At 72.4% G+C, this 22873-nt stretch carries 20 protein-coding genes; 10 read left to right on the forward strand and 10 right to left on the reverse strand.

The genetic code is table 11. From position 1 onward, the window contains the following. The first annotated feature begins 257 nt into the window (after positions 1-257). Entirely contained in the window at positions 258-1115 is an 858-nt protein-coding gene (locus HW837_RS30565) for a helix-turn-helix domain-containing protein (RefSeq protein ID WP_033531861.1), read from the forward strand. A 306-nt stretch (positions 1116-1421) separates the two neighbouring features. Next, complete coding sequence (locus HW837_RS30570; RefSeq protein ID WP_045556149.1) at positions 1422-1613, forward strand: DUF397 domain-containing protein; 192 nt, start codon at positions 1422-1424, stop codon at positions 1611-1613. A gap of 132 nt (positions 1614-1745) precedes the next feature. Here the strand turns inward: HW837_RS30570 and HW837_RS30575 are convergent, their stop codons facing one another. Continuing rightward, a complete protein-coding gene (locus tag HW837_RS30575) occupies positions 1746-2600 on the reverse strand; it encodes a hypothetical protein (protein WP_237270448.1) in 855 nt (284 codons plus the stop codon). Positions 2601-2716: 116 nt separating this feature from the next. On the opposite strand from HW837_RS30575, the gene HW837_RS30580 reads away from it, so the two are divergent. Further along, positions 2717-3505 carry an SDR family oxidoreductase gene (locus tag HW837_RS30580; protein WP_045556148.1) on the forward strand — a complete coding sequence of 263 codons (789 nt, stop codon included), beginning with the start codon at positions 2717-2719 and terminating at the stop codon, positions 3503-3505. Between the two features lie 222 nt (positions 3506-3727). Next, a complete protein-coding gene (locus tag HW837_RS30585; protein WP_045556147.1) occupies positions 3728-5305 on the forward strand; it encodes a sodium:solute symporter family protein in 1578 nt (525 codons plus the stop codon). Positions 5306-5400: 95 nt separating this feature from the next. On the opposite strand, the gene cpt is transcribed toward HW837_RS30585, so the two are convergent. The 3 genes from cpt to HW837_RS30600 form a co-directional block, all read right to left on the reverse strand. Continuing rightward, on the reverse strand, positions 5401-5961 hold the full coding sequence (gene cpt, locus HW837_RS30590) for a chloramphenicol phosphotransferase CPT (protein WP_093792777.1): 561 nt from the start codon (positions 5959-5961) through the stop codon (positions 5401-5403). Positions 5962-5998: 37 nt separating this feature from the next. Continuing rightward, entirely contained in the window at positions 5999-6454 is a 456-nt protein-coding gene (locus HW837_RS30595) for a GNAT family N-acetyltransferase (RefSeq protein WP_045556145.1), read from the reverse strand. A gap of 93 nt (positions 6455-6547) precedes the next feature. After that, the gene (locus HW837_RS30600; RefSeq protein WP_045556144.1) at positions 6548-7663 is read right to left on the reverse strand and encodes an ADP-ribosylglycohydrolase family protein; all 1116 of its coding nucleotides are present in this window, start codon (positions 7661-7663) and stop codon (positions 6548-6550) included. Between the two features lie 358 nt (positions 7664-8021). On the opposite strand from HW837_RS30600, the gene HW837_RS30605 reads away from it, so the two are divergent. Then, a complete protein-coding gene (locus HW837_RS30605; RefSeq protein ID WP_045556143.1) occupies positions 8022-9380 on the forward strand; it encodes an FG-GAP-like repeat-containing protein in 1359 nt (452 codons plus the stop codon). 65 nt (positions 9381-9445) lie between these two features. Here HW837_RS30605 and HW837_RS48980 read toward each other — a convergent pair whose 3' ends face one another. Then, on the reverse strand, positions 9446-12457 hold the full coding sequence (locus HW837_RS48980) for a tetratricopeptide repeat protein (protein ID WP_237270449.1): 3012 nt from the start codon (positions 12455-12457) through the stop codon (positions 9446-9448). 119 nt (positions 12458-12576) lie between these two features. Between HW837_RS48980 and HW837_RS30620 the strand changes: the two genes are divergently transcribed. Further along, entirely contained in the window at positions 12577-13098 is a 522-nt protein-coding gene (locus tag HW837_RS30620; protein ID WP_045556142.1) for a DUF2165 domain-containing protein, read from the forward strand. 151 nt (positions 13099-13249) lie between these two features. Here the strand turns inward: HW837_RS30620 and HW837_RS30625 are convergent, their stop codons facing one another. From HW837_RS30625 to HW837_RS30635, 3 genes are all read right to left on the reverse strand, one after another. After that, the gene (locus tag HW837_RS30625; protein WP_045556141.1) at positions 13250-15862 is read right to left on the reverse strand and encodes a bifunctional FO biosynthesis protein CofGH; all 2613 of its coding nucleotides are present in this window, start codon (positions 15860-15862) and stop codon (positions 13250-13252) included. Between the two features lie 301 nt (positions 15863-16163). Beyond that, on the reverse strand, positions 16164-17021 hold the full coding sequence (locus HW837_RS30630) for an LLM class F420-dependent oxidoreductase (protein ID WP_045556140.1): 858 nt from the start codon (positions 17019-17021) through the stop codon (positions 16164-16166). 77 nt (positions 17022-17098) lie between these two features. Next, positions 17099-17968: a serine hydrolase domain-containing protein gene (locus HW837_RS30635; protein WP_045556139.1), complete on the reverse strand. Its 870-nt coding sequence runs from the start codon at positions 17966-17968 to the stop codon at positions 17099-17101. A gap of 238 nt (positions 17969-18206) precedes the next feature. On the opposite strand from HW837_RS30635, the gene HW837_RS30640 reads away from it, so the two are divergent. Continuing rightward, a complete protein-coding gene (locus HW837_RS30640) occupies positions 18207-19739 on the forward strand; it encodes a CehA/McbA family metallohydrolase (protein ID WP_045556138.1) in 1533 nt (510 codons plus the stop codon). Positions 19740-19909: 170 nt separating this feature from the next. Next, positions 19910-20740, forward strand: coding sequence for an SAM-dependent methyltransferase (locus HW837_RS30645; RefSeq protein ID WP_045556137.1), 831 nt, complete (start codon positions 19910-19912; stop codon positions 20738-20740). Between the two features lie 49 nt (positions 20741-20789). On the opposite strand, the gene HW837_RS30650 is transcribed toward HW837_RS30645, so the two are convergent. Continuing rightward, a complete protein-coding gene (locus HW837_RS30650; protein WP_193380370.1) occupies positions 20790-21782 on the reverse strand; it encodes an endonuclease/exonuclease/phosphatase family protein in 993 nt (330 codons plus the stop codon). Between the two features lie 74 nt (positions 21783-21856). Here HW837_RS30650 and HW837_RS30655 point away from each other — a divergent pair, with 74 nt between their 5' ends. Both HW837_RS30655 and HW837_RS30660 read left to right on the forward strand, forming a co-directional pair. Beyond that, positions 21857-22261 (forward strand): nitroreductase/quinone reductase family protein, encoded by a 405-nt coding sequence (locus HW837_RS30655; protein ID WP_045556136.1) that lies wholly within the window; start codon positions 21857-21859, stop codon positions 22259-22261. 67 nt (positions 22262-22328) lie between these two features. Next, positions 22329-22466, forward strand: a complete 138-nt coding sequence (locus HW837_RS30660; RefSeq protein ID WP_193380371.1) for a hypothetical protein — start codon at positions 22329-22331, stop codon at positions 22464-22466. A gap of 82 nt (positions 22467-22548) precedes the next feature. Here HW837_RS30660 and HW837_RS30665 read toward each other — a convergent pair whose 3' ends face one another. Next, positions 22549-22863, reverse strand: coding sequence for a hypothetical protein (locus tag HW837_RS30665; protein WP_313895593.1), 315 nt, complete (start codon positions 22861-22863; stop codon positions 22549-22551). Between the last annotated feature and the right edge of the window lie 10 nt (positions 22864-22873).

Here is a 22873-nt window from a genome sequence, read left to right on the forward strand (position 1 = left end):
CGCGCCCGCCACCGGACGCCGGATCAGCATCCCGGCGCGCGCCCGGCGCGCGCCCTACGTACGCCCTACGTCCGCCCGTCGCGCAGCCGTTCCGGCGAACATCCGGCGGGGATCCCTCCACGGCGGGAAAACACCGGCGCAAACGGCGCGTGCACAGCGCATATCCGCTGTTTTCCAGCGGTACTCAGCACCTTGGTGGCAATCTGCTCAGCAGCAGATACGCAAAGTAGAGGCACGCAGCCGGAGGTGCACGTCCCGTGGCGTCCAATGTCAATCCCACCGTCAGGCGACGCCGGTTGGGCCAGGAGCTGCGTCGGCTCCGCGAGCTCAAGGGCATGACCGCCGAAGAGGTCGCCGAGCGGCTGCTGGTCTCCCAGTCGAAGATCAGCCGCCTGGAGAACGGCCGCCGCTCCATCAGTCAGCGCGACGTCCGCGACCTCTGCGGGGTCTACGAGGTCGAGGACCAGAGAGTCGTCGACTCCCTGATGCAGATGGCCAAGGACTCCCGTCAGCAGGGCTGGTGGCACGCGTTCGGGGACGTACCGTACAGCGTCTACATCGGCCTGGAGACCGACGCGGAGTCGCTGCGGGTCTACGACCCCCAGGTCGTCCCCGGGCTGCTGCAGAGCCGCCCGTACGCCGAGGCCATCATCAGGGGCGCGCTGCCGGAGACGTCGACGACGGAGATCGACAAGCGCGTGGAGGTGCGCATACGGCGCCAGGACCGGGTCACCACCGACACCAACCCGCTGCGGCTGTGGACGGTGTTGGACGAGGCGGCCCTGCGCCGGGTGGTGGGATCCCGGTCGGTGATGCGTGAACAGCTGGAGCACCTCATCGAGTTGTCCCAGGTCCCGCATGTCACGGTGCAGGTACTGCCGTTCGAGGTCGGAGCCCATCCGGGCATCAACGGCCAGTACGCCATCCTGGAGTTCGTCGACGCGGCCGATTCGAGTGTCGTGTACATCGAAGGGGTCACCAGCGACCTCTACCTGGAGAAGCCGCACGACGTACAGAAGTACACCGTCATGTACGAGCATCTGCGGGCGCAGGCGCTGAACGTGGAGCAGTCGCGGCAGTTCATCGAGAACGTCGCGAAGGAATACGCGCGCTGACGTTGCGCACAGCGGCGAACTCCCGGACAGGGCCTCGCTTCTCGACCCTCGGGGCGATTCCAGACGCCCTGGAGAACTCCTGAACGAGGAAGCGCCGGAAGATACACCCTCCACATGCTTCAACGGAAGACCATATTGGAATATGCCACCCGCACGAGTGAATAGTCGCTTCGTCTGCCGATGCTGACGAGTAGCGTCGATCACGCCAGGAGGTCAGCAGTCTTGGCGCAAACCGAACCGCGGGTTCCGTAGGGAACCCGCGGCGCGGCGACAGCAACTCAGTGACGAACCAGCACCGGAGCAGAAATGGCAATTCAGCAAGGCGCCACGGACAGGTGGGTCAAGTCCTCCTACTCCCAGGGAAACGGCGCGTGCGTCGAGATCAAGTCCCCCGTCCTGTCGGCCATGGCGGTCCGGGACTCCAAGGTCACCGACGGTCCCACCCTGGCGTTCCCCGCCGACGCGTGGAACACCTTCGTCTCCTCGGTCAAGGCCTGACGTACGGTTCCGGCCCTCGATCGAGCGCCTGAACGACAACCGCACAAGCACCACCGAAAGAGCCCTCTCGACCGGCCCGCCGTCCTGGCCGAGGGGGCTCGGCCTTTGACCGGACGCGGCCGAGGGGCCCGTCTAGCGCAGCCGGTCCACGTACCGGTCCGTTCCCGGCACCGTGGGGACGAACGGGGCCAGCAACTCCAGCCTCCCCAGCCCGCCTTCGGCGATCGCCTCCCCGAGTCCGCCGAAGGTCGCCTCCCAGCAGTCGCGTGGGTCGGCCTCCAGGAACCAGAGGAGGGTGAGGCGGGTGTCGACGCCCTCGACCTGCTTCACGTACGACATCCGGTCGAGGGGCAGCGGAGTGGGCCGGAAGACCGTGACCATCGCGGCCGGTGAGCCGGCGAGCCGCTTCGGGAGCTGGCGGGCCCGCAGCCACTCCAGCAACTCCGTCCGCTCCTCCGGCCCTTCGGCGTCGACGACCTGGAGCACGAGGCCCGCGTACGGGTGGTCGAGGGCGTGGACGTCACGCGGCCCGGCGGCGCCGTCGCGGTAGACGGTCGCCTCGTGGTCCTGGAACGCGGTGAAGACATGCGTACGGTCCTGGTAGACGCGGGCGTCGCGATTCAGCCGTTTGTTGATGGCGACGGTCCACCGCATGTGGTCGTCGTAGCGGCCGTCGGTGATCCAGTACGTGGAGAGGTAGCAGCCGGCGGTGACCGGCTGGGCGACCGCCGACTTCTCGGGGGCGCGCAGGAGTTGGAGGTCGCGGGTGGCGACCCAGCGGCGTCCGGCGAACATCCAGGGCATGGCCATCGCGCCCGCGTAGTAGTGGTCGTCCTCGTACCAGCGGTTGTACGCGTACTCGTGGCCCGGGTGCGGCTCGACCATCGTGATCAGGGCGTGGCCGGGGCGGACGCCGTAGGGGCCGACGGCGGCCAGTTCGGCGTACGTGGCGCTGCGGGTGTCCTCGCCCGGCTCGCGTCCACTCATGCGCTTCCCCTCGCTCATGTGCTTTCCCTCGCCCATGCGCTTCCCCTTCCGTCCGTCTGCGGTCGCCCATACTCTGACGCTCCGTCAGATAATGCGCCAGGGCCGGGAGGTCTCCGATGTCACTGCTCGCGGGAAGGACCGTCGTCGTCTCGGGAGTCGGTCCCGGACTGGGCCAGCGGGTCGCCGCAGCGGTCGTCCGGGACGGCGGGAACGCCGTGCTGGGGGCGCGTACGGAGGCGAATCTCGCCAAGGCCGCGGCGGACGTGGACCCGGACGGCGCGCACACGGCGTACCGGGCGACCGACATCACCGACGAGGCGCAGTGCGCGGCGCTCGCGGCGCTGGCGCGGGAGCGGTTCGGGGGTGTGCACGCGGTGGTGCACGTGGCGGCCTGGGACAGCTACTTCGGGGGCCTGGAGGACGCCGACTTCACCACCTGGCAAGCGGTCCTCGACGTGAACCTGCTGGGCACCCTGCGGATGACCCGGGCCTGTCTGCCCGGCCTGAAGGCGGCGGGCGGCGGGTCGGTCGTCATCATCGGCACGCAGTCGTCGGTGGCCGCGCCCTCGCAGGTGCGGCAGGCCGCGTACGCGGCGTCCAAGGGCGCGCTGACCAGTGCGATGTACTCGCTGGCCCGGGAGCTGGGGCCGTACCGGATCCGGGTCAACACCGTGCTGCCGGGCTGGATGTGGGGGCCGCCGGTCGAGGCGTACGTCCGGTTCACGGCGCACGGCGAGGGGGTGCCGGAGGCGGAGGTGCTGGGCCGGCTGACCGAGCGGATGGCCCTGCCGGAGCTGGCCACGGACGGGGACGTGGCGGACGCGGCGGCCTTCCTGGCGTCCGACCGCGCACGGGCGATCACGGGCCAGTCGCTGCTCGTCAACGCGGGCGAACTGATGCGCTGACCGGCCTGTCGGCCCGCCCTCGCTCCGTCCAAGGTCCCACCCCGCACGCGAGTGATCCTTTTCGGCCACTCGGGGATTCATATACATAAACGCAAGTCATCGCTCGGAACTTCTTTGCCTGCTCTTGACCTTCCACTTCCTTGCCGTGGGCATGCCACCGAACCCAGAGTTCACATGCCTGACCCAAGTCTGAACCTGGCGGCGGACCCTGGAAGGGGGCCCATGAATAGTCTCGACTGGGCCGTGCTCATCGGTTACTTCGGTGTGATGGTCGCGATCGGCGTCTGGTCGCACAAGCGCGTGGACAACGTCAGCGACTTCTTCACCGCCGGCGGCAAAATGCCCTGGTGGCTCTCCGGCATCTCGCACCACATGTCGGGCTACAGCGCCGTCATGTTCACCGGCTACGCCAGCATCGCCTACACCTACGGCGTCACCTCCTTCGTGACCTGGTCGTTCCCGATCGCCCTCGGCATCGCCATCGGCTCCAAGCTGTTCGCGCCGCGCATCAACCGGCTGCGTTCACGGCTGCATGTAGCCTCCCCGCTCGAATACCTGAAGAACCGCTACAACCTGGGCACCCAGCAGGCGTTGGCCTGGTCCGGCATGCTGCTGAAGATCGTGGACGTCGGCGCCAAGTGGGCCGCGATCGCGACCCTGCTGTCGGTCTTCACGGGCGTGTCCCTGAACCAGGGCATCCTGATCACCGGCACGATCACCGCCGTCTACTGCACGATCGGCGGCCTCTGGGCGGACGCGCTCACCGAGTTGGGGCAGTTCGTCATCCAACTGCTCGCCGGTATCGCCATGTTCATCGCCGTGGTGGGCAAACTGGGCGACTACGGCGGCTTCTTCGGCGTGTGGGACCACCCGAAGCTGGACGGGCACGCGGAGCCGCTGGTGGGCCCCTACGGCACGATCTTCCTGCTCGCCTTCCTGTTCATCAAGCTCTTCGAGTACAACGGCGGCATGCTCAACCAGGCCCAGCGCTACATGGCCACGGCGACCCCGTACGAGGCCGAGCGCTCCGCCCGGCTGTCGGCGGCGCTGTGGCTGGTCTGGCCGCTGGTGCTGTTCTTCCCGATGTGGATGTCGCCGCTGCTGGTGACGTCGGAGAAGGGCGACGGCTCCGACTCGTACGCCCTGATGACCGAACAGCTGCTGCCGCACGGCCTGTTGGGCCTCGTCATCGTCGGCTTCTTCTCCCACACGATGGCCATGTGCTCGTCCGACGCGAACGCCATCGCGGCCGTCTTCACGCGGGACTGCGCGCCGGTGATCTGGCGCCGGGCGCGGAGCTGGAGCGAGGGGCAGGGGCTGCGGGTCGCCCGGATCACGACGGTCGTCTTCCTCGGTCTGTCCATGGCGGCGGCGACCCAGGTCAACTCGCCCGCCTTCAAGGACATCATCACCGTCGTGATCAAGTGGGTGGCCGGGCTGATGGGTCCGATGGCCATCCCGATGATGCTCGGCCTGCTGCGGCCGTTCCGCCGGTCCGGTCCGACGGCGGCGCTCACCAGCTGGGCGTGCGGGCTGTTCGCCTTCTGGCTGGTGAACTACCCGATCCACTGGAACATCGACGGCGGCGTGCCGCTCCAGTTCCAGGTGTCCATCCCGCTGGCCGTCTCGCTGGTCCTGTACATCGTCATCGGCTTCATCAAGCCGGAGGACACACCCGAGCGGCTCGCGATCATCGAGACGATCAACTCGGACGGCGACGGCGACGGCCGGGGCGGAGCCGGGGCCGTCGCTCCGGTGCCGGCCCAGGGGAAGGACGCGTCGAGCCCCAGCGGGGTCTGAGGCGTCGCGCGGCCGGACCCTGAGGGGGCGGCCGGCGCGGAAGTGGTGGGGGCCGTTCCCGGGGGCCGGGGGCGGCCCTCGCGGCTGCGGCGGGGTCAGCGGAGGTGGGTGGCGATCGTGCGGGCGCAGGTGAGGGACTCGGTGTGAGTGGTCTCGACTTCGAGGTCGTAGTGGACGCCCCGGTGGACGAGGTCCGCCTGGGCGGCGGCCATGCCCCGGACGCGGTCGCCGCGGGCGGTCTCGCGGGCGGCGGCCACGTCGGGGGCGCAGCGGACGCCGACCCAGAGGACGTCCAAGGGGGCGCCGGAGCCGTCGGAACCGTCCAGGTCGAGGATGTTCTGCCAGCGCTGCTGGGAGGCGGCTCCGCCGAGGAAGATGTCGTCGACGACGATGCGGGCGCCCGCGCGGGCCATGGCCACGACGCCCCGGGCCCAGGCCTGTTCCAGGGCGCGGAAGTCCGCTCCGATGGCGACCTCGCCGTCGGCGGAGATCTCGATGCCGCCGTCCGAGGTCTGCATCCTCGCCGGCATGGCGTCGATGAGGGAGTCTGCGCCGAAGGCGAGCCACTGGTCCGGCAGTTCGGCCTGGAGGCACCTCACGATGCCGGACTTGCCGGAGCTGGAACCGCCGTTGAGGATGATCATCCGGGTGGTCATCGGGTCACGGTAGGGCAGCTCGGCCGCGGTACGAAACCTATTTCCGTGCGGGTGGCGTGGGTGTGCGGAGCATGAACACGTCCACCGGGTCCTCGCGTTCCAGGTGGAAGCCGTGGCGTTCGTAGAGGCGTCTGGCGGGGCTGCCCTGGAGGACGTTCAGGCGGACCGTCACGCCGTCGTGGTCGCAGCGGGTGAGGAGGGTGCGCAGGACGGCCGTGCCCATTCCGGTGCCCTGGAGGTGGGGGGCGAGGTAGAAGTGCTCCAGCCAGTGGGCGTCGGCGGCCGGGCGGAGGGCCACGCAGCCGGCGAAGGTGCCGGCGACCTCGATGATCCAGGTGTGGGTCGGGTCGAAGGCGTCGCGGAAGCGTCGGCGGACGCGGTGGGGGTCGTAGCGGCCGAGGCGTTCGAGGTCGGGCCGCATGACGACGGCGCGCAGCTCGGCGATGGGGGCGGCGTCCGTCGGCGATGCGGGACGTATGTTCCAGTCAGCCATGATCCGTTGTTCTGTCGGGTGCGCGTGCGTGGTGGCTGGGCGCGCGGTTCCTCGCGCCCCTTCGGGGTGGGCCGGGGGTTGTGGGGCGTCGGGTCAGGCTCGGGGGTAGCGGGTCAGCCAGCCCGGGACTGCTCCTGTGGGGGCGTGGAGGGCCGGGCCCTGGGTCATTTCCAGGGCGAAGTCGTCGGCGAGGACGAGGATCGTGGGGCGGCCCTCCAGTTCGGCGAGCCAGGCGGGCGGCAGGGCCGTCTCGCCGTGGAGGGCGCCGAGGAGGCCGCCCGTCAGGGCACCCGCGGCCCCCGAAGGGCCCCCGTGGTTGACCGCGAGGCACAGGCCCTGGCGTATGTCCTCGCCGACCAGGGCGCAGTACACGGCGACGGACAGGACCCCGGCGGCACAGCCGTCGCCGGAGAGCTGCTCGACGACGACGGGCGACGGCGGGCCCTGGCGTACGGCGGCGACGGCCTGTTGCAGGGCGTCGGCGACGGGCTGGTGACCGGGGCGGGCGGCCAGCAGCACCAGGGTCTTCTGGACGGCGGCGTCCAGGCTCTCCCCGCGCGCGAGGGCGTGCACGATGACGGCGTACGAGCCGGCGGACAGATACGCGGTCGGGTGGCCGTGGGTCTGGGCCGCGCACTCCACGGCCAGTTGGAAGACCAGTTGGGGCTCCCAGCCGACGAGCAGGCCGAACGGCGCCGAGCGGGCGGCGGCCTCGGCGCCGGACGCGCCCGGGTTCTTGGGGGCGTCGAGGGTGCCCATGGTCCCGTCGGCGAAGCCGAGGAGACAGATCAGGGAGGGGTCGCGGCGCGCGTAGAGCCACTCCTCGCGCGCGAGCCAGCCGTCGTCCTTGCGGCGTTCGTCGGGCCCCCAGTCCCGCTGGGTCGCCGCCCAGCGCAGATACGCCCGGTGCAGATCGGTCGGCGGGTGCCAGACGCCGGTGTCCCGGCGCACCTGGGCGCGGATCAGGCCGTCGACGGTGAACAGGGTGAGCTGTGTGAGGTCGGTGATCGCGCCGCGTCGGCCGTACGCGGAGGCCAGGTCGGTCAGCCGCTCCGGGCCGTACGCCTCCCCGATCTGCGCCAGGGTGAGCTGGTCGACCGGCGCGCCCAGCGCGTCGCCCATGGCCGCGCCCAGCAGCGTTCCGCGCACCCGGCTGCGGAAGTCCTGCTGCTCGACACGCCCCCAGACGGCACCGGCTGTCGCACCCACCCCGGCCTCCTCACGGCCCCTGCCCGACCCGTACGTCAGTACGTCAGTACATCCGTACGCCCGTACGGCTCGACAGTCCAGCACTGTAATGGAACGGGAATGGTCGCTTCGGGGCTCCAGAGGGGCGCCGAACGTCTTGTGCGCCACAACCGTTGATCGACTCCAGGCGTCAAACGGACGGATGTGAACAGCCGCCGTAACCGGGCTCAATTCCCGGAGAACTGGAGAATCCGTGCCCCTGAGCAGCAGACCTCGCCGCAGCCGTCGTGAAAGCCTTCGGAACGGCCCCCGGGGCGGCCTTCGGAGCACCCTTCGGAGCGGCCTTCGGGGCGGTGCGGCCGCGGCCGTCGTCGCCGCCGTGTTGCCGGTCGTACCGCTGGTCGCCGCCACGCCCGCCGCGGCGGTGCCGAAGGCGCCGATCAGCGACTTCAACGGCGACGGCTTCGCCGACCTGGTGATCGACGCGCCCTACGCGAGCGTCGCGGGCGCCGAGAGCGCCGGTCACGTCTCGGTCGTGTACGGCTCCGCCGCGGGCGCCGACACCGCCCACCCCCAGGTCCTCTCGCGCACCACCGCGTGGCTCCCGGAAGCCACGAAGGCGGGCACCTTCTTCGGCAACACCACAGCCGCGCGCGACCTCGACGGCGACGGCTACACCGATCTCGCGGTGGGCGGCTTCAACGAGGCCGACGTGATCCTGTGGGGCTCGGCGAAGGGCCTGACCTCGGCGACCGCCTTCCCCGGCCGGGTCCACCGGGCCGTCGACGGCGACTTCAACGGCGACGGCAAGGGCGACCTCGTCACCACCGGCCAGGGCGGCCTGCGGATCCAGCTCGGCCCCTTCACCCGGGACGGCGTCCCCGCCTCCGTCTCCTCCATCGAGATCGACGAGCACGACGAGATCTGGGAGATCACCGTCGGCGACATGAACGGCGACGGCAAGGACGACCTGATCACCACCGGCGGCTTCGAGGAGAAGGCGTACCAGGCCCAGTGGCGCCCGGGCACCGCGACCGGGGTGAGCCAGACCGCCGGATCCACCGGCTACTTCACGCTCGGCGGCGTCGTCGCCGACGTGAACCTGGACGGCTACGGCGACTACGTCTCCCGCGAGGTCGGCCACATCGCCGAGGTGATGACGGACGAGGCCGGCAACGTCCGCGTCGTCTACGGCTCCGCGAAGGGCCCCTCCACCCGTACGACGAGGATCACCCAGGACACCAAGGGCGTCCCGGGTGTCGGCGAGAGCGACGCGGACCACTTCGACCAGTACGGCGGCGACCAGTTCGGCTACTCCGTGGCGGCCGGTGACGTGACCGGCGACGGCTACCCCGACATCGCGGTCGGCGTCCCCGGCGAGGACATCGGCTCCGTCGTGGACGCCGGGTCGGTCGTCCTGCTGAAGGGCGGTGCCTCCGGTCTCACCGGCACCGGCGCCCAGGCCTTCGACCAGTCCGACCCCGGGGTCCCCGGCGCCTCCGAGACCGGCGACACCTTCGGCGCGGCCGTCTCGCTCCTCGACGTCAACGCCAACAACCGCGCGGACCTCGCCGTCGGCGCGCCCGGGGAGGACGGCACCCTCCAGGACTCCGGCGCGGCCTGGCTCTTCCGCGGCTCGAAGAACGGCCTGGTCACCACCAACATCACCTCCTTCGGCCCGGCCACGCTCAAGGCACCGGAGAAGGGGGCCCGGTTCGGGCTGGGATTCGCGAGGTAGGGCGCCCGCGCGGGGCGCGGGGCGGGTGGCGGGGCCCCTCCCCTCCCCTCCCCCTGCCCCGCACCTCACTGCGACGGTCGGCCCGGGGTCGTACGGGCCGTCGTCGCCGCCGCTCGCGCGGCCCGGGTGTGCAGGTCCTCGATCGTCACGTCACCGGGGCGCAGCTCCCGGGCCCGCCCCGCGTCGGCCGACGCCCGCTCCGCGTCGCCGAGTTCGAGGTGGAGGGCCGCGCGGTGGCGCAGGGCCCAGGGGTAGTCGGGGAAGAGAGCCAGGGCGGTGTCGAGGTCGGTGAGGGCCGCGTCGTGGCGGCCGAGCTTGGCGCGGGAGACGCCCCGGCCGGCGTACGCGGAGGCGTACAGCGGGTTGAGCGCGATGGCGCGGTCGTAGTCGGCCAGGGCCTCCTCGTCGCGGTCGACGCCGCGCAGGGCGTCCGCCCGTTCGCAGCGCGGCAGGGGGGCGTCCGGATCGAGGGCCACGGCGTGGTGCAGGTCGGCCAGCTGCCGCTCGTGCTCGCCCCGGGAGCGTCGTACACGCGCCCGGCGCATCAGGGCCCACACGTACGCCCCGTCCAGCTCCAGGGCGCGGTCCAGGTCCGCGAGGGCCTCGTCGAGGCGGCCCTGCGCGTGCCGGGCGGCTCCCCGCGAGGCCCACGTCGAGCGGCGTACGGGGTCCAGGGCCACCGCCCGGTCGAGGTCGGCGACCGCCGCGTCGAGGTCGCCGAGGAGGCGGTGGTAGTCGCCCCGCAGGACGAGGGTGGTCACGTCGTCGGGGGCGAGCGCGTCGGCGCGGTCGAGGTCGGCCACGGCCCCGGCGTAGTCCCCGGTGTGCGCCCGGGCGACCGCCCTGCCCTGCCACGCCGCGGCCGAGTCGGGGTCGAGGGCGAGCGCCCGGTCGTACTCGGTCACCGCCCGCTCGTGCGCCCCCTCCCGGTGCAGCGCCCGGCCCCGCAGGGCCCGCGCCCGCGCCTCCCGCCGTGCGTCGAGACCGGCCCGGAGCAGCAGGGCTCCCAGCGCGTCGTGGACACCGCCGCGCTCCAGCGCGCCCAGCAGCTCGCGCCCCCAGCGTTCGGCGTCCTCGTCGGCGGCGTCCTGGCCCGCCTGTGTGAGGGCCTCGGCCCACCGCCGGGCCACCGCCTCCCCCTCCCCGCACGCGTCCACGACCGCGCGCAGCACCCCCGCGAGCGCCCCGCGCTCCCCCGCGCACAGCCGGTGGTACGCCTCGGCGAGCCGCAGCTCCCGCCACCGCTCACCACCCCACCACTCCCGCTCGCGCGACCGGCTGTCCGGCGACCTCCCGTCCCGCGACTCCGAGTCCGGCGGGCCGGCCTCGGTCTCCCCTGCGGCCTCGATCCCCGCCCGCCATCCGGCGAACGCGTCCGCCAGCCGCCGGTGCCGCTCGCTCCAGAGCCGGGGGGAGCGCAGCCGCTGCAACCGGACCATCGGTGCCCGTACGACGTCGTGGAACACGACCCGGTCCCCGCGGTCGGTGACGAAGGGGAGGGCACGCAGCCAGGTGAACAGCGCGTCGGAGCCGGGGTCGACGTGACCGGCGTCGACGTGACCGGCGTCGGCGTAGCCGGACGCCCCTGCGCCGGGGGCGTACCGGTCGCCCGCATCCGCGCCGGGGGCACGAGCGTCGCCCGCATCCGCCCCGGCGCCGCGACCGCCGTTCGCCGCTGTGCCGGTAGCCCGGCCACCGTCCGGACGGCCGCCGCCATGCGGACGGCCGCCACCATCTGGACCGCCGCCGTCATCCGGGCGGGGGCCTCGGTCCGGACGGCCGCCGTCGCCTGAACCCCCACGCCCGCCCGGATCGACGCCCCCGCCCGGACCGGCGCGGCCGTCCGTCTCGGTCGCCGCACCCGCGACCGTCACCCGGAAGACGTCCGTGTCCAGCCAGCGGGGCAGCGCGCAGGTCAGCGCGGCGGCCCGGCGTACCGGGTCCGTCTCCCACTTCAGGAAGCGCTCCACGGCCACGGCGCTGGCGTCGCCCGTGTCGGCGAGGTCGTCGAGGTCGGCGGGTCGGGCCTCGGCGAGGGTGGAGACCAGGACGGGCAATCCGCCGGTGAGCCGCAGCACTTCGTCGACGACGGGCTCGGCGAGGACGCCCTTGGCGGCGAGGAGGCCGCGTGACTCGGTCTCCGTGAAGGGCCGCAGGGGCAGGTCGAGGAGGAAGTCGGTGAGGCCGCCCCAGCGGGCGGCGTCGAGGGGGTGCCGGCCCGCCGTGACGAGGACGACGTTGCCGGGGAGGGGGCCGTAGCGGTCGCCGGAGACGAGGTCGTGGAGCCACGGGTCGAGGAAGGCGCCGGTCCGTTCGTAGGTGTCGAAGAGGAGGACGAGCCAGGGCACTTCGGAGGCGACCGTGCCCAGCTCCTCCAACAGCGCGGGTGTGAGGACGAGTTCGGGGGCGAGCAGCAGCTCGGCGTCCTCGTGGCCGCGCGCCCGCGCACCGAGGCCCGCGCGCAACCGGGCGGCCTGGCGCACGAGTTCGGCCGGGTCGACGGCCCCCGCGAAGGGGCCGACCACGGGGACGAGGCCGAGTGCGACGAGCGTCGCCCGGGCGGCGGCCAGGCTCGTGGCGGACGGCTCGGCGGCACCGGTGGCACCTGACCGCCGCCCCGCGCCGGCCGGCGCGCCGGGCCCCGCCGCCCCCGCCGCATCCGTGTCCGCGTCCGTGTCCGGCTCCGCGAAGGTGACCGCGGCCAGTTCCGCCTCGTACCGCCGCTCCCGGTGCGCGGCCAGCAGCCGTTCCAGGTCCTTGCACCGGTGTCCCTGCCGGGCGAAGCGGTCCGCGATGACGGCCATGGCCTCAGGGACGCTGCCGACGCCGTCGTCGAGGTACGCGGTGAGGGCGCCGCGCTCCTGGGCGATCTGCTCCAACTCCCTTGCCAGGAAGGTCTTTCCGATGCCTGCGTTGCCGCGTACGTGGAAGAGGAAGCGACGTCGCTCGTCCTCGATGGGCAGATCGAAGTTGGCGCGAAACGCGGCCCGTTCGCTGCCCCGGCCGACGAAGCCCTGGCGGGTGCGCCGCCGGATCAGCTCCTGCATCGTGGGAATCGGCGGCTGCGCGCGGCCCATGCGAACTCCTCCGGCCTTCCTCGGTGCTTCACGGTTTTCCGCCAGCGGCGGGTCTCATTGTGATCCAACGCGCCGAAAAACACCTGGGGATGATCCATGCTCACGCACATAGTTGGACCATGGCTGAATCCCAGACCCCCCGCGGCTCACTTCTTCCCCTCGCCTCCACGTTGCTCGTCGGCACGGTCGCCCTCTACATGGCGCTCGTCGCGTTCAGCAACATCACCGACTTCGGTACGAACCAGCAGTTCGTCCGCCATGTCTTCGCCATGGACACCACGTTCAAGGACGAGGACCTGATGTGGCGGGCCATCGAGTCGAAGGGCGTCCAGGACGCGGCGTACGTCCTCATCATCGTCTGGGAGACCGTCGCGGCGCTGCTGCTCGTCGCCGCCACCTGGTTCTGGGCCAGGGCCCTCGGCCACCGCACCTTCCACACGGCCCGCCGCTACAGCACCCTGGGCCTCCTCATGGTCCTCCTCCTCTTCGGCGCCGGCTTCATGGCCATCGGCGGCGAATGGTTCGTCATGTGGCAGTCCAGCGACTGGAACGGCCTCGACGCCGCCCTCCGCGTGTTCCTGCTGAGCGGAGTGGTGCTGCTGGTGACGTACCTGCCGACGAACGAGCCCAGGACGAACTGAGCCCCCACGCCCGACCGACCGGCCGGCCGACAGACCTCCCGCACCGACCGGCCGACAGACCTCCCGCACCACCCTCCCCCGCTGCCGGCGGTCACCGGACCGCCGGCAGTTCGGGGGTTCCCGTTGTTCCCTCCGGTCTCCCGCAGGTGGGTCAGTCCAGTACCGGCAGCAGTTCCGGCAGGTGGCCGTCGGAGGCCGCCGCCGCGCGTTGCCGTTCCTCCGGGACCTCGCCGTACAGGGTCGTGCGGGGCCTCGCGGGCCGGTCGGCCGCGTCGGCGACGGCGATCAGGTCCTTGACCGACTTGTAGGAGCCGTAGGAGGAGCCCGCCATGCGGGAGATGGTCTCCTCCATCAGGGTGCCGCCCAGGTCGTTGGCGCCCGAACGGAGCATCTCGGCCGCGCCCTCCGTGCCGAGTTTGACCCAGCTGGTCTGGATGTTGGGGATCCAGGGGTGGAGGAGGAGGCGGGCCATGGCGGTGACGGCGCGGTTGTCGCGCATCGTCGGGCCGGGGCGGGAGATGCCCGCCAGGTACACGGGCGCGTTGGTGTGGATGAAGGGCAGGGTCACGAACTCCGTGAAGCCGCCGGTCCGTTGCTGGATGCCGGCCAGCGTGCGGAGGTGGCCGAGCCAGTGGCGGGGCTGGTCGACGTGGCCGTACATCATCGTCGAGGAGGAGCGGATGCCCAGCTCGTGGGCGGTCGTCACCACCTCGATCCAGGTCGCCGTCGGCAGTTTGCCCTTGGTCAGGACCCAGCGGACCTCGTCGTCCAGGATCTCCGCCGCCGTGCCGGGGATGGTGTCCAGGCCCGCCTCCTTCGCGGCCGTCAGCCACTCGCGGATCGACGTCCCGGTGCGGGTCGCGCCGTTCACCACCTCCATCGGGGAGAAGGCGTGGACGTGCATGCCGGGGACGCGGGTCTTGACGGCCTTCGCGATGTCGAAGTACGCGGTGCCCGGCAGGTCGGGGTGGATGCCGCCCTGCATGCAGACCTCGACCGCGCCGAGGTCCCAGGCCTGCTGGGCGCGGTCGGCGACCTGGTCGAGGGAGAGCGTGTACGCGTCGGCGTCCGTGCGGCGCTGCGCGAAGGCGCAGAAGCGGCAGCCGGTGTAGCAGACGTTGGTGAAGTTGATGTTCCGGGTGACGATGTACGTGACGTCGTCGCCGACCGCCGATTTGCGGACGTCGTCCGCGATCCGGGTGAGCGCGTCCAGCGCCGGTCCGTCCGCGTGCAGCAGGGCGAGCGCCTCGGCGTCCGTCAGCTTCGTCGGGTCGTCGGCCGCCGTCGCCAGCGCCGCCCGTACGTCCGTGTCGATGCGCTCGGGGGTCATGCCGGGCGCCGCCGCCTCGCGCAGGGCGCCCCAGTCGCCGTAGACGGAGTCGAAGTCCTCGCGGCGGTCGCCGGTACGGCCCTCGGTGTCGACGGCGGTGTGCAGGTCCGTGCGGCCCGTGGCGACGAAGACCTCCTCGGGCTCCTGCCACGGGTGGCCCTCCACCACGGCGTCCGGGCGCGCGAGCCCGGTCTCCGGGTCGGCCAGGGCCCGTACGTGCGGCAGGAGGCGCGGGTCGAGCCAGGGCTCGCCGCGCGAAACGAACTCCGGGTACACGCACAGCCGTTCGCGCAGTTCGAAGCCGGCGGCGCGGGAGCGTTCGGTGAGTTCCTCGATCTGCGGCCAGGGGCGCTCGGGGTTCACATGGTCGATGGTGAGGGGGGAGACCCCGCCCCAGTCGTCGATCCCGGCGCCGATCAGCCGCTCGTACTCGCTGTCGACGAGGTTCGGCGGGGCCTGGATGCAGCCCGCCGGGCCCATGAGGTGCCGGGCGACGGCCACCGTGGCGACCAGCTCGTCCAGCTCCGCGTCCGGCATGCCGCGCATCGCGGTGTCCGGCTTGGCGCGGAAGTTCTGGATGATCAGTTCCTGGATGCCGTGGTAGGCCCGGGAGACCTTGCGGAGGGCGAAGAGGGACTCCGCGCGTTCCTCGTACGTCTCGCCGATGCCGATGAGGACACCGGAGGTGAAGGGGACCGAGGAGCGGCCCGCGTCCTCCAGCACCCGCAGCCGGACCGCCGGTTCCTTGTCCGGGGAGCCGTGGTGGGGGCCGCCCGGCTCGGACCACAGGCGGGTCGCGGTCGTCTCCAGCATCATGCCCATGGAGGGCGCGACAGGCTTGAGCCGCTGGAAGTCCGTCCAGCTCATGACGCCGGGGTTGAGGTGCGGGAGGAGGCCCGTCTCCTCCAGGATGCGGATGGAGATGGCGCGGACGTACGCGATCGTGTCGTCGTAGCCGTGCGCGTCGAGCCACTCGCGCGCCTCCGGCCAGCGGTCCTCCGGCTTGTCGCCGAGCGTGATCAGCGCTTCCTTGCAGCCGAGCGCGGCGCCCTTGCGGGCCACGTCCAGCACCTCGTCCGGCGACATGAACATCCCGTGGCCGGCGCGGCGCAGCTTGCCCGGGACGGTGACGAAGGTGCAGTAGTGGCATTTGTCCCGGCAGAGGCGGGTGAGCGGGATGAAGACGCTCTTCGAGTACGTGATGACACCGGGCCGCCCGGCCTCCGCGAGCCCCGCGTCCCGCACCCGGGCCGCCGACGCGGCGAGGTCCTCCAGGTCCGCGCCGCGCGCCTGGAGCAGCACCGCCGCCTCGCTCACGTCGAGCGCCACGCCGTCGCGGGCGCGTTTGAGCGCGCGCCGCATCGAGTTCTCGGTGGGGCCGGGGGAGCCGTCGGGGCCGGTGGGTCCGTTTCCAGAGGTCGCGGAAGTCGTCATTCGTCGAGCATACGAGCGGCTTGGCTCCGCCGGTGGGGTGGGCGCCTGCTAGCTCGGGGGGTGCCTGTTTCGTGGGCGGGTGCGGCTCCGGTGGGGCTTCTCGCGCAGTTCCCCGCGCCCCTGAAAGACCAGGCCCCTGCGGGCCTGAAAGACCAGGCCCCTGCGGGCCTGAAGGGCGACGGGTCGGCAGGGCGGCAGGGTGAAAAGCACGGGGCGCAGCCCCGGCTTTCAGGGGCGCGGGGAACTGCGCGACCAGCCCCCACGCACCCGCACCCGCCGACGAACCCGCACCCCCGAGCTATTAGGCACCCTCCCCCAAGAACGCCCCGTACTCGTCCAGCAGCCCCAGCACCTCCGCCTCCCCCGCCGGAGGCAACTGCACCACGGCCTCCTCGATGCCCAGCTCCGCGTAGTACGCCAGCTTCCCCGCACTCGGCTGCACGGCGTACGGCACGACCTGCAACCCCGCGGGATCGCGCCCCGCGTCCGCCCACGCCGCCCGCAGCGCCGGCAGCGCGTCCCCGAGCCCCCGCCCGCCGATCGGCAGCCACCCGTCCGCGTACTCGGCGATGTGCGCGAACAGCTTCGGCCCCGCGGCCCCACCGATCAGCGTGCGCGGCCCCACCACCGGCCCCCGCGCCTTCCGCACCGGCTTCGGATACGCGGTACTCGCCCGCACGCTCCCGAACTCCCCGTCGTACGCCGTCGGTTCCTCCGACCACAGCGCCCGCATCAGCGCCATGCGGTCACGCACCAGCTCGCGCCGGGTGCTCCACTCGACCCCGTGGTCGGCGGCCTCCTCGATGTTCCAGCCGTAGCCGAGGCCGAGGGTGAGGCGGCCTCCGGAGAGGTGGTCGACGGTCGCGATCTGCTTCGCGAGGTCGATCGGGTCGTGCTGGGCGACCAGGGTGATCCCGGTGCCGAGCCCCAGTCGCTCGGTGACGGCCGCGGCCTGGCCGAGCGCGACGAAGGGGTCGAGGGTACGGCCGTACTCGCGCGGCAGGTCGCCGCCGGCCGGGTACGGGGTCCTCCGCTCGACGGGGATGTGGGTGTGCTCGGGGAGGTAGAGCCCCGCGAAACCGCGTTGCTCCAGCTCACGGGCGAGCCGGGTCGGAGTGATCGTCTCGTCGGTGAGGAAGATCGTCACGGAGATGCGCATGTGTCATCTCTAGCCGCTCGGGACAAGGATGTCCATACCGACCGGTCGGCACATAGGGGAGCCGGCTGGTCGGCCCCCTAGGGGTCTTCCCCTGGCGGTGGAGCCGTGAGCGTGCGGAGGGTGTGCTTGGCCTTCTTGGCCGTGGCGGTCACGTCGCCGAGGCGGTGGACCAGGATCCAGCGGCCGTCGTCGTACGCGGCGGCCACGACCGACGAGCCGCGGGTGGCGCCGTCGTGCCACCGCAGCGAGGGGCCCCGCTGCCAGGAGGGCGCCGGTTCGCCGAGGCGGCGTTCCACGAGCAGGGCGACCACGAGGTCCGCCAGCGTCCGGCAGCTGGACCACAGACCGCCGGCCGGCAGGATCGCGCCGGTCATCGTCCACAGCGGGCGGGGCCGGCCGAACAGATCGCGCGGCACGAGCCGTCGCTCCTCCGGCGGCGTCGCCGTCATCGACCCCGCGCCCAGCCCGAGCGGCACCAGGACGTGAGTGTCCACCAGTCGCTGGTACGAGCACCCGGTGACGGTGGTGAGCGCCAGCCCGAGCACGGCGTAGCCGAGGTTGGAGTACTCCTCGCGGCCCGTCCGCCCGGCCGTCAGCCGGTCCAGGTCGCGCAGCGACTCCCTCAGGGCCGTCTCCGTGAACCCGGCGTACGGGTCGTCGGGCGGGGCGGTGGGCGGGCCGGTGAGCCCGACGGGCAGCCGGGGCAGGCCCGAGGTGTGCTCGGCGAGGTGCAGGAGGGTGATGCCGGTCCCCCTCGGCACCTCGTCGAGGCACTCCTCCAGCGGGGTGTCGAAACCCAGGTCCCCCGCCGTCGCCAGCCGGGCGAGGACGGTGCCCGTGAGCACCTTGGTGAGGGAACCGATCTCCACGAACCGGTCCGCGTCATGGCCGTACGTGACCCGGTCGGTGACACCGGCTCCGCCCAGCAGACAGGTCGGGGTCCGCACGCGCGCTCTCCTGCTCTCTCGTCGGCCGGGGCCGGGGTTGGGGTCGGGGCCGGGGCCGGGGCCGGGCATGGGCTCGGGCCCGGCGGTGCGGCGGTGGCTCCCCCGGCGGAGGAGCCGTATCGAAAACTGGCGATTCCCTTCCCTTGCCCCACAGTTCACCACCGCATACGAAGGTGACACGCACCACAGGCAGCACCACCCACGCCATGTCACTCACGACCGACCGGGGAGCAGCAGCATGTGCGACGACCACCACGGTGACGGGAACGGAATGGGAAGGCGCGCGCTGTTCGTGACGTCGGCCGCGGCCGCGCTTACGTTGGGAAGCGTGACCTTTGGGACGAGCGGCGCCGAGGCCGCGGACGGCGAGCAGGAGACGAGGACGATCAGGGGAACCCTCCCCACCGGCTCCCCCGATTTCGTGTATCTGCCGGTGGAAGTGCCGCCGGGCGTACGGGAGTTGAGGGTGTCCTACAGCTACGAGAGGACGACCGTCCCGGCCGGCACCATGGGCAACGCGCTCGACATCGGTGTCTTCGACGAACGCGGCACCGAGCTGGGCGGCAAGGGGTTCCGGGGCTGGTCGGGCGGCGCGCGCACGGAGTTCTTCATCCGGACGGACGAGGCGACCCCGGGCTACCTCCCGGGCCCCGTGCGCCCCGGCACCTGGCACATCGCGCTGGGCCCGTACACGGTGGCACCGGACGGGCTGCCGTACGAGATCACGATCACCCTGACGTACGGCCGCCCGGCCGCGGCCGTGAAGCCGGTGTACCCGCCGGAGCGGGCCAAGGGGCGGGGCCGGGCCTGGTACCGGGGCGACTGCCACCTCCACTCCTGGTACTCCGACGGCCGCCGCACCCCCGCCGAGCTGGCGGCCCTCGCCCGTGCCGCCGGCCTGGACTTCATCAACAGCTCGGAGCACAACACCCAGTCCGCGCACGCCCATTGGGCCGAGCACGCGGGTGACGACCTGCTGATCATGCTGGGCGAGGAGGTCACCACGCGCAACGGGCACGTGGTGGCGCTCGGCATCGACCCGGGCACGTTCGTCGACTGGCGCTACCGGGCCCGGGACAACCGCTTCGGCAAGTACGCGCGACAGATCCGCCGCGCCGGGGGCCTGGTCGTCCCGGCCCATCCGCACGCCACCTGCATCGGCTGCAACTGGAAGTTCGGCTTCGGCGAGGCGGACGCGGTGGAGGTGTGGAACGGCGCCTACTCGCCGGAGGACGAGGTGGCGCTCGCCGACTGGGACGGCATGCTGGTCGCGGGCGTGCGAGAGGGCCGCCGGGACTGGATCCCCGCGATGGGCAACAGCGACGCGCACCGCGACCCCGACCCCGTCGGGCGGCCCCAGACGGTCGTCCTGGCCGACGAGTTGAGCCGGGAGGCGATCCAGGAGGGGCTGCGGGCGGGCCGCTCGTACGTCGCCGAGTCCAAGGACGTGTCCGTGTCGTTCACGGCGTCCGGGGCGCGGGGCGAACACGCGGGCATCGGGGAGCGGTTGCCGGTCGACGCCGACACCCCGGTCACCGTCTCCCTGGAGGCGACGGGCTCCGCCGGCTGCACCATCCGCTTCGTGACCGACCAGGGTGTCCTGTTCACCTCGCCCGCGATCCCGGAGTCCGGAGCGGGCGCGGCCGAGTGGCGTACGACGGCTTCGTACGCGGCGTACGTACGCGCCGAGGTCCGCCGGCCCCCGATCGTTCCGGGCTTCCCGGGCCCGCTGGCGGCCTTCACCAACCCGATCTTCCTGGGGCGGCGATAGCGGCCGGGGGCTCGCCGGCTGCCGCGCGATGGTGGCCAGCAGGAAGATGCGGGGACGGTAGGGGGAACCCTCGTACGAAATACTCGTGTTGGGCTTTAGGTTTGGCTCGACACCATGTGTGCGTCTGTCTGTGTGCCGACGCACCTGCACGGCGACAGGAGACGGCGCCCATGACCGATCACGCGACCACGCCCGACCCGGCGGCGGCTCCGGCGGCGAAGGAGAAGGTCGACACCTCGGTGCCCGCCTCCGCCCGCATCTGGAACTACTGGCTGGGCGGCAAGGACAACTACCCGGTGGACGAGGCGGCCGGCGACGCGTACGCCGGCGCCTTCCCCGGCATCGTCACCATCGCCCGCAGCAGCCGCGCGTACCTGCGGCGCAGCATCCGGCACCTGGTGGAGGTGGAGGGCGTCCGGCAGTTCCTGGACGTCGGCACCGGGCTGCCCACGGCCGACAACACCCACCAGGTCGCCCAGCGCAGCGCGCCGGAGGCACGGATCGTCTACGTCGACAACGACCCGATGGTCCTCGCGCACGCCCGCGCGCTGCTCTACTCCTCCCCCGAGGGCGCCACCGCGTACGTCGACGCGAGCCTCTACGAACCGGAGCGCATCCTGGAGGCCGCGTCCAGGACGCTGGACCTGTCGCAGCCGACGGCGCTGATCCTCAGCGGCATCCTGGGCCATGTCGCCGAGTACGAGGAGGCCCGTGACATCGTCCGCCGCCTGCTCGCCGGCCTTCCCTCCGGCAGCTATCTCAACATCAACGAGGGCTCCCGCGGCACCGATCCGGACTACGAGCGCGCCCAGGACGGCTACAACGAGACGGGCGCCGTCCCGTACTTCCTGCGCCCGATCGACCAGATCACCGGCTACTTCGACGGCCTCGACCTGCTCGCCCCGGGCGTCGTCTCCGTGCCCCTGTGGCACCCGGACGACACGACGACGGGCGAGCCGAAGCCGATCGGCCAGCACGGCGGGGTGGGCCGGAAGCCGTAGGGCACGTCGGGCGGGAGCGGGGGCGGGCGCGGGGCGGGCGGCGAGGCGGTCAGGCCTGCGCCCCGGCCCGGCCGGTGGGTTCGGGCCGGCCGGTGGGTTCGGGCCCGCCCCCGTTCCGCCGCTCGGGCGCGTCGGCCGAATCGGCCAGGTCCGCGACGACGGCCGTGTGGTCGGAGGGCCAGACGCCGTCGACGGGGCCTTCGCCCGCTCTGCGGACGGCGCGTACGTGGCCGAGTCCGCCGGGGCCCGGCGGTCCGACGTGGATGTAGTCGACCCGTACGCTCGGCCCGTGCGAACCGGCGACGTACGGGTTGGCGAGGTCCCAGGTGGCCGAGGGGGCGCCCGGCTCGGCGTACTCCCAGACGTCGAAGAAGTACTGTCCGGGGACGGCGGGCGCGGTCTTGTAGCCGCCGAACAGCCGGACCTCGTCGGAGTCGGGCCAGGCGTTGAAGTCACCGGTGATCACGGGCGGGTGGCCGCCGGTTCGGCCGGCGTCGCCGGTGGGGCCGCCGTGGTGCCGGGCCACGAACTCGGCCAGCGCGGTGACCTGTCGGCAGCGCTGCGCGGACGCTCCGGTCTCGGAGCTGAGGTGCGCGGTGAAGAAGGGGACGGGCGCGCCGGGTGCGTCGAGGAGGGCGTAGAGCGCGCCGCGCCCGCTGCCGCCCTCCGCCGTCGGCAGCCCGATGGCGTCCCGCTCCAGCACGGGCCACCGGCTGAGCACGGCGGTGCCGATCCCGACACGCGGGTCGCCGATCCGCCGCTGCCAGCGCTCGGCGTCGCCGTACTCGCCCCAGGCCCAGTGCATGCCGAGTTCCCGGGCGAGCCAGCCGGCGAGATTCCCCTCGCCGCTCTCCACGCCCTCGCCGCTCTCCACCCCGTCGCCCGCCTGCTCGTCACCCGTCTGCTCGTCGCCCGCCTGCTCCCAGACCTCCTGCAACCCCACGACATCGGGCCGCAGTTCACGCAGCACGGCGAGGATCGCCTTCTGCCGCTCCTGCCACGGCCCGAACCGCCACCACAGGTTCCACGTCACGACCCGCACCGGCCACCCACCACCTTCGCCCCGTACCCGATCCTGTACTCCGTACCTCCCACGCGCCGAGGAGAACCACGCCGATGTCCCGCGAAACGGATCTGAAGCAACGCCTCGTGACGGCCTTGCAGCGTCACGTCGCCAACCCCCTGCTGCGCAGGGTCCCCCTCCAGACCCTGCTGGAGACGACCGGCCGCACGTCCGGCCTCCCGCGCCGCACCCCCATCGGCGGCCGCCGTGTCGGCGACGCGTTCTGGCTGGTCTCCGAGTACGGCGAGAGGTCCCACTACATCCGCAACATCAAGGCCGACCCGTCGGTCCGCGTCCGCATCCGGGGCCGCTGGCACACGGGCACGGCCCACCTCCTCCCGGACGACGACCCGATCGCCCGTCTGCGCACCCTCCCCCGCGCCAACAGCACAGCGGTACGCGTCCTGGGCTCCCACCTGCTGACGGTACGGGTGGATCTGCGCGACCACGACGCCTGACGCCGACCGATCCGGCCCGCGGGTCCGCCCTCTTCCGCCGGTGCGCCGGAGGGCGGACCATCGCGGCATGGGGCATCGGGGGAACCTGGCCGCCGAGGTCCGGTCCGAGGGACGGGTGGAGTTCGCCTTCCTCGTCGAGGAGGCGGACTTCTCGGGCCCGTACGAGACCGCCAACGGGGGCTGCTCTTCCGCCGTGACCGCCTGATGCTGGGTGACGAGGGCGAGTTGCTCCTCGCTCGCTGCCGTGGCTGAGGGCGGGCGGGAGCCGGTCGGGTCGGTCGGGTGGGTCAGGGCTGGTCAGATTGGTCCCGGGACTCCTCGAAGGTGAAGTAGATGGTCAGGACGTAGGGCTCGGGCTCGTCGTGGGCGTGGGCCCAGGAGACGTCGACCAGGAAGACGTCGTGTGCGCCCACCCACTCGTGGGCCTTGCGGAAGGCGTCCGCGGCCGTGGTGGCGGGGAAGAGTTTTCTGGCCATGGGGTGCACCTGCGACTCGGCGTCCGAGTCGTCGAAGCCCTCGGGGACGGTCACGCAGAGGTCCGGATCGAGTTCCATGACCGAGAGGACCGCCGTGACGACGGACGGGTTGCCTCGCCCCGCCACGCCACGCCCC

Origin of the sequence: Streptomyces caniscabiei (assembly GCF_014930365.1) — a bacterium.
GTDB classification, from domain to species: Bacteria; Actinomycetota; Actinomycetes; order Streptomycetales; family Streptomycetaceae; genus Streptomyces; species Streptomyces caniscabiei.